At 34.0% G+C, this 12,240-nt stretch carries 12 protein-coding genes; 10 read left to right on the top strand and 2 right to left on the bottom strand.

From position 1 onward, the window contains the following. Positions 1 to 198 precede the first annotated feature (198 nt). From VW161_RS05090 to VW161_RS05080, 3 genes are all read left to right on the top strand, one after another. Positions 199 to 1,002, top strand: a complete 804-nt coding sequence (locus tag VW161_RS05090) for a TrmB family transcriptional regulator (RefSeq protein ID WP_304087176.1) — start codon at positions 199 to 201, stop codon at positions 1,000 to 1,002. Positions 1,003 to 1,141: 139 nt separating this feature from the next. Beyond that, complete coding sequence (locus VW161_RS05085; RefSeq protein ID WP_304135477.1) at positions 1,142 to 1,834, top strand: prephenate dehydrogenase/arogenate dehydrogenase family protein; 693 nt, start codon at positions 1,142 to 1,144, stop codon at positions 1,832 to 1,834. 55 nt (positions 1,835 to 1,889) lie between these two features. Beyond that, positions 1,890 to 2,396, top strand: a complete 507-nt coding sequence (locus tag VW161_RS05080; protein WP_304087173.1) for a hypothetical protein — start codon at positions 1,890 to 1,892, stop codon at positions 2,394 to 2,396. A gap of 85 nt (positions 2,397 to 2,481) precedes the next feature. On the opposite strand, the gene VW161_RS05075 is transcribed toward VW161_RS05080, so the two are convergent. Further along, the gene (locus VW161_RS05075) at positions 2,482 to 3,573 is read right to left on the bottom strand and encodes a glycosyltransferase family 1 protein (RefSeq protein WP_304087171.1); all 1,092 of its coding nucleotides are present in this window, start codon (positions 3,571 to 3,573) and stop codon (positions 2,482 to 2,484) included. 247 nt (positions 3,574 to 3,820) lie between these two features. Here VW161_RS05075 and VW161_RS05070 point away from each other — a divergent pair, with 247 nt between their 5' ends. From VW161_RS05070 to VW161_RS05050, 5 genes are all read left to right on the top strand, one after another. Beyond that, positions 3,821 to 4,279, top strand: coding sequence for a ribonuclease domain-containing protein (locus VW161_RS05070; protein ID WP_304087169.1), 459 nt, complete (start codon positions 3,821 to 3,823; stop codon positions 4,277 to 4,279). A gap of 39 nt (positions 4,280 to 4,318) precedes the next feature. Then, entirely contained in the window at positions 4,319 to 4,621 is a 303-nt protein-coding gene (locus VW161_RS05065; protein ID WP_304087167.1) for a barstar family protein, read from the top strand. 220 nt (positions 4,622 to 4,841) lie between these two features. Then, complete coding sequence (locus VW161_RS05060; RefSeq protein ID WP_304087165.1) at positions 4,842 to 6,668, top strand: threonine--tRNA ligase; 1,827 nt, start codon at positions 4,842 to 4,844, stop codon at positions 6,666 to 6,668. Positions 6,669 to 7,024: 356 nt separating this feature from the next. Continuing rightward, entirely contained in the window at positions 7,025 to 8,242 is a 1,218-nt protein-coding gene (locus VW161_RS05055) for a bifunctional 5,6,7,8-tetrahydromethanopterin hydro-lyase/3-hexulose-6-phosphate synthase (protein ID WP_295606718.1), read from the top strand. Between the two features lie 130 nt (positions 8,243 to 8,372). Then, on the top strand, positions 8,373 to 8,699 hold the full coding sequence (locus VW161_RS05050) for a zinc ribbon domain-containing protein (protein WP_304087160.1): 327 nt from the start codon (positions 8,373 to 8,375) through the stop codon (positions 8,697 to 8,699). 171 nt (positions 8,700 to 8,870) lie between these two features. Here VW161_RS05050 and VW161_RS05045 read toward each other — a convergent pair whose 3' ends face one another. Continuing rightward, on the bottom strand, positions 8,871 to 9,620 hold the full coding sequence (locus VW161_RS05045) for a hypothetical protein (protein WP_325192760.1): 750 nt from the start codon (positions 9,618 to 9,620) through the stop codon (positions 8,871 to 8,873). 238 nt (positions 9,621 to 9,858) lie between these two features. Here VW161_RS05045 and VW161_RS05040 point away from each other — a divergent pair, with 238 nt between their 5' ends. Together VW161_RS05040 and VW161_RS05035 are read left to right on the top strand one after the other, a co-directional pair. Beyond that, positions 9,859 to 10,455: a flavodoxin family protein gene (locus VW161_RS05040; RefSeq protein ID WP_304087155.1), complete on the top strand. Its 597-nt coding sequence runs from the start codon at positions 9,859 to 9,861 to the stop codon at positions 10,453 to 10,455. Positions 10,456 to 10,621: 166 nt separating this feature from the next. Beyond that, positions 10,622 to 12,187 carry a flippase gene (locus VW161_RS05035; RefSeq protein WP_304087152.1) on the top strand — a complete coding sequence of 522 codons (1,566 nt, stop codon included), beginning with the start codon at positions 10,622 to 10,624 and terminating at the stop codon, positions 12,185 to 12,187. The last annotated feature ends 53 nt before the right edge of the window (positions 12,188 to 12,240 follow it).

The raw sequence follows: 12,240 nt of genomic DNA, 5'->3' as shown, positions 1-12,240 counted from the left end.
GCTTGAACTATATAAGAAATTTTTTCTATTTTTATTCTTATGTAATTAAAGATATTTTTTATAGACTTATAAAGATTTTGTAACTAGCGTAGGGTAAAAAGTAACAAAATATATAGTAAAACAAAACAATAGATTAATATTAGATAGGGGCATTATTAGATAGAGTATTATTAGGACAATTAGATAGGAGAGAATCATATGGAATCAATTATAGAATCTTTAGAGAAATTTGGCCTTACAAGATATGAGGCAGCAGCATACATAGGAATGACTAATATAATCTCAGGGAAAGCTGAAGAAATAGCTAAGGCATCTGAAATACCTCGATCAAAGATTTACAATACACTAAAGGAATTGGATAAAAAAGGATTCATAACAATAACCCATACAAGGCCTCTAAAATACCAAGTGGTTCCTCCAAGTGAAATATTCAAAATGAAAAAAGAGGAATTGATCAAGGAACTTGAATTATCACAAGAGAAATTAGATGAAATCTACAATGACAACATATCCGAAATACAGGCTCCTGTTTGGATAATCAAAACCAGCGAGAACATTATCAATAAAGAGATTGAAGTCATAAAAAGGGCTAGAAAATCCATCAACATGAGAATAGGGTTCCTCCTTGAAGGAGAAGGGGAAGCACTTATAAAAGCATTCAAAGAGCTTCCAAGAGGTGTTCCAATAAAGATCCTTGCAACTCCAGAATGTTACATCGATGGTGAAAAGCTGGAAATCATCAAGATGTTTGAAGATGCCAAATTGGATAATTTGGAAATTATAGAAACAGACATCAAATTTGTAAAAATAGTTATTAGAGATGGAAAAGAGCTTTTCCGTACCATAGTAAAATTTACAGGAGAAGAGAAATCCATTCTCCCGGAGACATCTGTAGGTGTGCAAAACAGATATGAAGACATTTGTAAAAACTTTGATGAAAGATTTTTAACTCAATTTGAAAAGAAGAAAACTAAAATGAATAAAAAAAGAGAAAAAAGATAAATGAAAGATTTTATAATATACAAAACAAATTAGTTATAGGATAAATAAGATTATGGAGACCAAACATGGTAAATAACGACAAAAGTAACATGACAATCATTGGAGGTGCAGCGGTTTAGGGAAGTGGTTTGCGGAACACTTGAAAAATGACTTCAACATACGCATAACAAGTCGTGATGAAAACACTGGAAAACCAGTTGCAGATGAAATAGGGGTTGAATATAGCGACAACAACATTGAAGCAATAAATGATGCAGACATCATTGTCTTCAGTGTTCCAATAGAATATATGGCGGATACCATAAAGGAAGTTGCTCCGCATGCACCTGAAGGATCACTCCTAATGGATGTGACAAGCGTAAAGACAGACCCTGCAGAAGCTTTGGAAAAATATGCGCCGGAGAATGCAGAGATATTGCCATGCCATCCTATGTTTGGTCCAAGAGTCCCTACACTCAAAAGGCAAATCATCATATTGACTCCTATCGAAAACAGATCCCCTACATGGTTGCCTCGTGTAAAGGACTATTTGGATAAAACCGAGTGTGAAGTCGTAACCACAACACCGAATGAACATGACAAGTATATGAGCATCGTCCAAGGATTGACTCATTTTTCATACATTAGCCTCGCTTCAACAATAAGGAAGCTGAATATCAACGTCAAGGAATCCAGAAACTTTTCAAGTCCTGTTTATACAATTATGCGGGATATGGTCAGTCGTGTGGTTTATCAAAATCCTTACCTTTACTATTCAATTCAAAAAAATAATCTTGAAACATCAAATGCAAGGGAAGCATTGATAAAGGAAAGCATATACCTATCAAATTGATTGGGGAAGGAAAAGAGGACACTTTGTCAAATCCATAGTTGAATCAGCAAAGCATTTGGATGATCATGAAGATGCTTTGGCTCGCTCAGACAAGGCAATAAGCATGTTGACCCAGAAATCAAATGTCTTGGCAAAATCCATAGGTAAGGAAGTTGGATTAAAGCACCAGCACTCTGAAAACGTGCATATGGGAATAGTGAAGGAAGACGGTTCAAAGAATGTGATACTTGAAACTGAAAACAATGATGAAATTTGCTTTAAGCTTTCTAACGTAGACATAATGTCTGAAAATGAGGTCTTTGAATGGAAAAAGAATAACATTAAACTGGAACACTTTGATTTGTCAGTGCTGTTTCCTTCAAACTGTAATGAGAAATACTTAATTGAAATGTCTAAAAGCATTGACCCTGTCATTGATGTGAAAATAGTGGATGTTTATAATGGTGAACAGATTGATGATTCTCAAACAAGCTATACATTCCATTACACCGTATTCGATAGGCAAGAAAAAGATTATGTTGAAGAATTCATTGAAGGAATTGGCGGAACAATAAGAAAATAATTTAATTAAAATTGAAATGAAAATATTTAAGAAAAAATAGAAATAGAATAATTAAAGTTAATTAAATGATAGAATAGCTATAGACTTATTTTAAATATCCGTCAACTATAGCGCAAATGTTGTCATCTACGTTTAAAATAGCTGTTCTATACTCATCTGTTCTTTTTGCAAACTCATCATAATTGTCCATGACTTCAAAAATCTTTTCATCCAAGTCCTCAAGGTCGCATTCTACAGTTGCCCCTTTGAAGATTGAAACCATGTCATGGTATCTGCCCCATTTTACTCTTTTTAATATTACAACAGGCAAATTGCACACCATAGCCTCATGAAGCATCAATCCGTCATTGGTTAAGACTGCAAGGTCAGCAAGACACAATAGGTCATTTACCCAATCAATAAAGCCAACATTAATCATTTTGCTTTCATCAATATAGTTAAGGACAGAGTCTTCTAAAGGATCACCACATAAAACAAGATTGTACTTATCAGAGTATTTTGAGAATTGATTGATTGCTTGAGCGGTCTTTTCAAATAATGAAGAACCAGATGAAAACACTATTGTTGGCTTGTTTTCGTCGAACTCAATTGCATCAGGATTTTTCTCTTTAGCCTCTTTAGAGTGTTCCTTAATCTTTTCCAACGCCTTGTTCTTATCTCCATGGGTAATGTTGTCATTAACTGGGGAGAAAGACTTTACCATATTGTCTGGAATGTCTTCAACTAAAAATAAATTGTTTTCAGGAAGTATGATTGGAGTTCCAATATGACTGCATACTTTAGTGTCAAGTGGAGTAATCAAAAGGCTTACAGTAGGAATTCCTGCTAATTTCGCACCAAGAGCACCGACAATAGCTCCTCCTCCAAGAATGCCTAATTCCAAATCGAATTTCTTGGATTTCAAAAGCTTCCTTGTTTGAAGAACACCTCTAATAGCACGAATACCTGCTTTAATTGTGGTCATGATTGTTGCAGAGTGACCTCCAGCCTGTGGTATGATAACCTTATTCCATCCTATATTATTCTTTTTGAATAATAATCCTGGAGCGGACTCATCCAAAGCGATTTCACAATCATATCCTCTTTTTTCAAGTGCATTGTAAACATTCAATGCTGTACCGGCATCTCCACCTATACCTCTTCCTGTTACAATGATCAATATCCTTTTCTTATCCACAAAGATTCCTCTCATATGCAAATAAAAATAAATACAAAGAAAATTTGATGATTTCAAATAATCCTAAATTTGCACAAATATAGATTTGAACTAATCATAAATCTGTACTATTAAATTTATATTCATAATATTTTATATACTTTAAGAAAAATTAATCCTATTAAGAAAGTTTTTTAGAAAAATTATTTAAAAATAAAAAATAAATTAAGATTAGCCAATATTTTTATAAAATGAAAAGGAATTGAAAATGAAAAATTGGAAAATTATTGGATTGATATTGATTGTCTTGCTTGCTGTTGTTGCAGTAAGCGGTTGCATTGGAGATGATTCAGACTCTGATTCTTCTGCACTTGCTTTAGATGACATTAATATCTCCGAAGATGGAACTTATGACTCTAAGGAAGAGGTTGCAGCCTATATAAGTACATATCACAAGCTTCCTTCCAATTACATTACCAAAAGAGAGGCAAAGGCTCTTGGATGGCATGGTGGAAGCGTTGAAAAATATGCTCCTGGAAAATGCATTGGAGGGGACATCTTTACAAACCGTCAATCAATCTTGCCTATAACCCATGAGTATAGGGAATGTGATATTGATACATTAGGCGCATCTAGCAGAGGGCCTAAAAGAATAGTTTATTCAACTGATGACTTTGAAGTTTACTATACTGGAGACCATTATGCAAGCTTTGAACATTTAACATAAGCTTGTAATCTGCATATGCAAATTACTTAGAATGATACTATGACAAATAAACTATTGGAAAATAGAAGACTTAGAAGAAAACTGAAAAAGATGATAGATAACATGAATGAAATAGTCTTGTATGGGGAAGAAATGAAAGAGAATCCTCATGAATACATTAAGGAAAAACTGGATTTCCCAAATTTTTATGGTGAAAATCTTGATGCATTATACGATTGTCTTTGTGAATTGCCTAATAAAATTATCATTATAAAGGACAGTTCAGTTCTTGATGAAGATCTAATAGCTACTTTTAAGGATGCATCAGTTGAAAATCCTGATTTGAAATTAATTTTAGATTAATGCTTATTAATCTAAATTCTTTTTTTTATTTTTAATTAAATATCGTTAATTCAAGATTAAATTTTAGATTCATAATTACTTTATTTGAAATCACAATTATTATCATGATTATTATCCGATTATTACTAATAATTAAATAATATAAAAAATAAAGTTATAATATTATTGTGTATATAATATTTATCAATAAATTATTTTTAAAACAAAAACTGGTGAAAATATGAGAGTTTTACTTATTCACTCTGATTATATAAAATATCAAGTAAAAAACAAAACTCCAGTAGCTGAAGAAATCGAAGAAGCTCAAAAAAATGGGGCTTTTGATGAAGCTTTGGTTGTTTTCTCATCCATTGAAAAAGAGGACGAGGAAAACCCAAGCGCTATTGTCAAGAATTTAGTTGCTGAAGTTATTAAAACCAATGAAGAAGTCAATGCAGAAAAAATCGTCTTGTACCCATATGCTCACCTTTCTTCATCCCTTGGTGCACCTAAAGTAGCTGTGCAAATATTGGAAGATGCTGAGGAAGCACTTAAAGCAGAGGGATTGGATGTATTTAGAGTACCATTCGGTTGGTATAAGGCATTTGAAATTTCTTGTAAAGGACACCCATTATCCGAACTTTCAAGAACCATCACTGCAGATGTCGAAGAAGAGGAAGAAAAGGAAGAGAAAAAACCATCCACCTGGTTAATATTCAAAGATGGTGAAACCTTTGACCCTAAGGAATACAACTATGAAAGCAAGGATTTGGAAAAGCTTGTTGCATACGAACTAGGGGAAGGTGCTTCTGATGAAGGGGAACCTCCACATGTAAAGATCATGAGAGAAAAGGAATTATGTGACTATGAGCTTGCATCCGACATTGGAAACCTTAAATGGTATCCAAAAGGTAGATTAGTCCGTGACTTGCTTGCAGATTACGTTTACAACTTTGTAGTTGACTTAGGTGCAATGCCTATCGAAACTCCAATCTTCTATGACCTTGCAAATGATGCAATCAGGGAACATGCAGCAAAATTCGGTGAAAGACAATACAAAACCGCAACCAAAAAAGACTTAATGCTTAGATTTGCATGCTGTTTCGGTGCATTCAGAGTTCTTGGCGGATCTTTCCTCACTTGGAAAAACTTGCCTGCAAAGGTTTACGAATTATCCACTTACAGTTTCAGATTCGAGAAAAGAGGAGAAGTTGTAGGTCTTAAGAGACTCAGAGCATTCACCATGCCAGATATGCACAGTTTCTGTGCTGACATGCCTCAAGCACTTGAAGAGTTTGATGCTCAAGTTGACATGTGTGTGCAAACCGGTGTAGACCTTGACGTTAACTACGAAGCAATCTTCAGAGCAACCAAAGACTTCTACGATGAACACAAGGACTGGATGGAAGCAACCGCTAAAAGAATCGGCAAACCATTATTACTCGAAATCTTGCCTGAAAGAAAACACTACTGGTCCTGTAAAATCGACTTTGCAGCTATTGACTACTTAGGAAGACCTATCGAAAACCCTACTGTGCAAATAGATGTGGAAAGTGGTAGAAGATTCAACATCGAGTATGTTGACGAAAACGAAGATGCTCAAAACCCTATCATCTTACACTGTTCACCTACAGGTAGTGTAGAAAGAGTTATCTGCAGCTTACTTGAAAACACTGCAAAAGAAGATGGAAAAGCTCCAATGTTACCAATTTGGTTAAGCCCATCTCAAGTAAGAATCTTGCCAATCGGTGAAAAGCATTTAGACTATGCTAACGAATTGGCTGACAAGATTGCAGCTGAAAACATTCGTGTAGATGTTGACAACAGTGACGACAGAGTAGGTAAGAAAATCAGAAACGCTTCTAAGGAATGGATCCCTTACATCGTTGTAATCGGGGACAAGGAAATTGAAACCGACAATTACAATGTAACTGTAAGAAAGACTGGTGAGAAAGTTGACATGACTGCAGATGAACTTATCGCATCAGTTAAGGAAGAAACTAAAAGAATGCCATTTAGAAGACTTCCTTTACCAAGAAACGTTGCTGAAAGAATTAATTTCAAATAAGTTGATTAAATCAACTTATAATTTCTTTTTTTTAACAGTTTTTCATTTGTTCGTATTATTTTTAACTAATTTTTTAATTTATTTTTAGATTAATTTTAAATTTTTTTAGATAGGCTTAGATAAATTTTTTAGAATTGATTTTTAAAATTATTTTTTAATTTTTCTTACTCATTTTCAAAATATAATTACTTAACTATATATTGTATTAAAATCATAAATTATATTGTATAAATACTTACTATATTATGAAAGTAATATTTGTAATATTTAAACTAAATAAATTCAAAAAATGACTTAAAAATGATTTAAATTAAAATCATAATTATAAAATTATTCTTAAAATTGGAGGATATGAAATGTTTATAGGAGAAGCTCTTATCGGAGACGGAGACGAATTAGCACACGTTGATTTACTTATTGGTGAAAAAGATGGCCCTGTAGGAAACGCTTTTGCTAATGGATTAAGCCAATTATCTGTTGGACACACCCCATTGCTCAGTGTAATCAGACCTAACTTAATTACCAAACCAGCCACCATCATTATTCCTAAAGTAACTGTTGGTGACTTAGATGATGCAAGCAAAATCTTTGGACCAGCTCAAACTGCTGTAGGTAGAGCTGTAGCTGATTGTGTAGAAGAAGGAATCATTCCTAAAGACAAAGCTGAAGATTGGGTAATTAATGCAAGCGTATTCATCAGCCCAGCTGCACAAGATTACAGAAAAATCTACCAATACAACTATGCAGCAACCAAACTTGCAATCAAAAGAGCATTGAAAGGTTACCCAGACATTGACAAAGTATTATACGAAAAAGATCGTGGAACCCACGCTATTATGGGATTCAAAGCAATCAAACTTTACGAACCACCTTACTTGCAAGTTGCTCTTGACCTTGACAATGAAGAGGCAATGGCAAGAATCATTAAGCAACTCCCTAACAGAGAAAGAATCCTCCTTGAAGCAGGAACTCCTCTCGTTAAAAAATTCGGTGTTGGAATTGTTGGAAAAATCAGAGAATTGGCACCAAGTGCATTCATTATTGCTGACTTAAAAACCTTGGACGTAGGAAGAGTGGAAGTTAAGATGGCTGCAGATGAAACTGCTGATGCAGTTGCTATTTCCGGTCTCGGTACCATTGAATCCATTGAAAAAGCAATCCACGAAACTCAAAAGCAAGGTATTTACTCTATCCTCGATATGATGAATGTAGATAACTTCACTGACAAAATCAAACAACTCAACCCAGAGTTCATGCCAGACATTGTTCTCTTACACAGAAATGTTGACCTTGAAAGTAAACTTAGAGCAGAAGGTAAAAACCTTGATGACGTAAGTGCATGGGGTAACATTAAGGAAATTAAAGAACTTACTGGAGGTCTTGCTGCTGTTGCTGGAGGAATCACTCCTGAAAAAGCAGAAGAAGCATTTGAAAAAGGTGCAGATATCATCATCGCAGGTAGATACATCATTGGTTCTGGTGACCCAAGAAGAGCTGCAGAAGATTTCTTAGCTCATATGCCTGTAGATCCAAACCACATGAGAGTGGTAATGGAAGACGATGAGCAAATTTAAGCAGCGTCAATTGATTAAAATTATTATGCATTAGCTAATTAGATTAATTCTAATTAGCTATTTTTTTTAAATAATTTTTTAATATTCAACACAATTTAAATCATTTTAAGTGAAATTAATAGGTGAAACAATGGCATTTTGCAATTCTTGCGGCAGACCGATGGGAAGGAATGACTATGGAACCAATGAAGACGGAAGTCCAAATATGGATTACTGTAAAGACTGTTTCCAAAATGGAGAGTTCACTGAACCTGACATTACCGTAAATGAAATGATTATTAGACATGCAAAAAGAATGATGAAAAGGAATCCTGATTTGCGTGAAGAGGAAGCAACCGGATTGCTCTGTAATTTCCTTCCAAACTTGAAAAGATGGAATCCTAATCCTGATGACGAAATTGATGAGGAAGAGGAACAGGTCATGGGTTACAGAGGTAACGCAAGAGACATGTTCTAATTAAAAAAAGATTTTTATAATTTATAGAAGTTTTCATTAAAGTTTTGACTTCTATAATTTTACTATTTTTATTAAAAACTTTAAAAAGTGGAAAAAATAGTTATTACTGCTAATTTTGAAATATTAAATTTTAAAAAAGACTTTTAAGAATATTTTATAAAAAACAGACACTTATTGTATTCTTAAAATGAAGTTTTTGAATTTATCCAAGAAATTTTTATAGTGAATGACCTTAACTTTCTCATTGTATAAATTCTCTTGAGATCTTTCGTATTTTTTAAGTAATGAAATGTATTCCTTTTGCAATTCAACATAATCATCAAAGGAATATGAATTTGAACTGGAAGTGAACTGTTCATTGCTTATGAATTCAGAATCAAGCATAGGTTCATCATTTTGTGAATTCAATTTTTCATTCAATAGATCCAAGTCATCAGTTAAGTCTGAAATGATGAAGTTCTTATCTTCCAATTGTTTTCTTAAGCGGGAAATGGTGTTTTGGTTTTCTTCAAGCTGCTCTTTCAAGCCAGAGCAATCCTCTTTTAAAACAAGCAATTTTTTCCTGGATTCTTCCAATTCCTCTTCTTTTATAGCTAACTTTTCAGAAATAGCTTTCAATTCAGAAAAGGCAGCCTGTAAATCTTCATCAGCAACAGCGAATTTTTTGGTTAATTCTGTTTTATCTTGCACTAACATGGTATTATGCAATTCTAAAGCAGATAACATTTCATCAATCTCATTGAGTTCTTCTGCTTGAGCTGAAGAGATGATAAAGACTTCTTCCTTATCTTCAAAGATATTGTCAGATTTAGATACAGTGACCTGAACCTGTTCTGTCTTATAGGTCTTTTTAGTACCATCCTTCAATGTCCTATTGTAAGACCTAAAATATTTTTTAACAATACCTTTTACTAAATCCATAAAAACACCATTTTAGAATATAATCATTAATAAATAATCCAATAAAATTTAGAACATTATTTTTTATGACAAAAATTAGTCAATAAAATAACATTATAATCTTAATATATGATTTATATTATATAAGTTTTATAATTTTTTTTAAAATTTTTAAAAAAAAACTTTTAATGGAAGTTGATAAAAATAGTAGTGAAGATGTGAAAATTGAAAAATTTTCGATTATAAGTGAGGGAAGATAATGAAAATTGTTGGAATTTGTGGAAGTCCAAGGGAAGGTGCCAGCGAATACTTATTGAATAGGGCATTGAATGAACTGGAAAAGGAAGACTCATTTGAAACCACATTCATATCTGTAAAAGACAAAAGCATTTCTCCTTGCACCCACTGCAATGAATGCGCGGAAACTAAGGGAAAATGCTCAATATCTGATGATATGGATGAGATCTATAAAGCTCTTAAGGAGGCAGATGGAATAATAATGGCAAGTCCAATCCATTTCGGAAGTGTCTCTGCACAATTGAAGGCCGTGATTGACAGATGCCAAGCAATGATTATGGAAGACTTGGACATTTTCAAAAACAAGGTGGGCATTTCAATAGTTGTAGGTGGAGACAGGTCTGGAGGTCAGGAATTGGCAATTCAGCAAATAAACACATTCTACCTTTTGAATAAAATAATTCCATTAAGCGGAGGATCCTTTGGCGCTAATTTAGGTGCATGCCTATGGTCCCAGGATGATGGTGCAGAAGGTGTAAAGGAAGACGAATACGGGCTTAAAACATTGGACATGACTATAAGCCATTTTAAAGAGTTCCTGTTAGAGTTTAAATCATGATGAGGATTTATTGAAAAAGTATTCCTTATTTAACAAAAGTATAAATAAAAATTTATATAGGAATATCTAATTATATTATATAGTATAATTGCTATTAATTTTATTAAGTATTTTATTTTTATAAAATTTGATATTTTTATCTTTTCTTAAAGAATATGGTGTGAATATGGGAGAAGCGACTGGAAGTTCTAAAGTAGCAAAAGGAAGCGCTATTATCTTAATAGGAAATGTTATCTTCCGTGTAGGAGGATACCTTTACCGTTTTCTTATGGCATCACTCTTAGGACCGGCAGCATATGGTATACTTGGACTTACAACTCCATTTCAAGGAATATTCCAGGTCTTGTCTGCAGCAGGGCTTCCACCAGCAATAGCTAAATACGTATCTGAATACAATGCTCTTGATGAAGAGGATTTGGCTCGCCAAACTGTTTTTACAGCACTGAAGATAATGGTCTTTTTAGGATTCTTCTTTGGTCTGATTATGGTATTTGTAGCTGCACCTATAATTACAAACTATTATCATAAGCCAGAGGCATTATTGCCGCTCCAGGCTGTTGGTTTAATCACTCCTTTCAGTGTAATAGTTGGTGCATTTAGAGGTGCTTTCCAAGGTGTGTACAAAATGGAATACATCCTTTACACACGTGCAATTGAACAGATATTCATGATCCTATTTGCAACAGCACTTGTAATTTTAGGATTATCCACCTTTGGTGCAGTATTAGGTTCCGTACTCGGTTTTGCAGCATCTGCAGTATCTGCAGTCTATATCTTTAAAAAGTATATGGGAAAATACATCCCTCCTGCAAATCCTGACTTTAAGTTCACCTTCAGACAGGAATTGGGCCTTGCAAAAAGACTGCTTTTCTTTTCAATTCCGGTTACAGTCACTGCACTTGCTGAAATGGGTATTTACAGTATCTGTACCTTGATTATGGGAGGATTCCTAGCTGCATCTGCAATCGGTTACTTTACAGCAGCAGATCCTATTTCAAGACTTCCTTTAATCGTTTCAAGCTCACTTGCAACTACAATATTGCCTGCGGCATCTGAAGCATATGCCCTTAAGGATCAAAACCTTCTTGAAAAGTATGTGAATGCATCCTACAAATACGGAATGTTCTTTGTAATTCCAATGTGTGTTGGAATAGCTATCTTTGCAAAGGAAATCATGGGGCTTGTATACTTCACCAATTCCGCTTACATGAATGGTGCAATGTCTCTTGCAATTCTTGTTTTAGGTATGACATTCTATTCAATCTATACAATTTCAGGAAGTATTGTTCAAGGTATTGGAAATCCAAGAATTCCAATGTATCTTTTGATATTTGGCTGTATCATAACTTTAGGACTCGGATGGTACTTGATTCCAACTTATGGAATTGAAGGTGGAGCGCTAGCTACCACAATAGCTTCATTCATAATGATGATACCTATGTTCCTGCTTCAATTCAGATTAACAAAAACCCATGCCCCTTATTCATTCTTAACTAAAGTTACAATAGCTTCATTGATTATGGCATTGCCTGCATTTGTGCTTCCGAACAATAGCTATGGATTGATTGCAGGATTGATAATCTGTCCAATCATCTACATGATTGCAATTGTAGCACTTAGAACATTATCTCACGATGATGTAGCAGGATTTAGAAGATTCACCAGAAAGCTAGGTCCGTTAAGCAAATATGCAAATAAGTTATTGGATACCATAGATAAATACAGTTCCTAGATAATCCATAAACTTCATCTTTACTTTTTTATTAACTCTCTCTTTACTTTTTT

The sequence above is a fragment of the Methanobrevibacter ruminantium genome, from assembly GCF_016294135.1.
Taxonomy (GTDB): Archaea; Methanobacteriota; Methanobacteria; order Methanobacteriales; family Methanobacteriaceae; genus Methanobrevibacter; species Methanobrevibacter ruminantium_A.
Note: the sequence above shows the minus strand (reverse complement) of the source record. Positions and strands in the feature narration are given on the sequence as shown.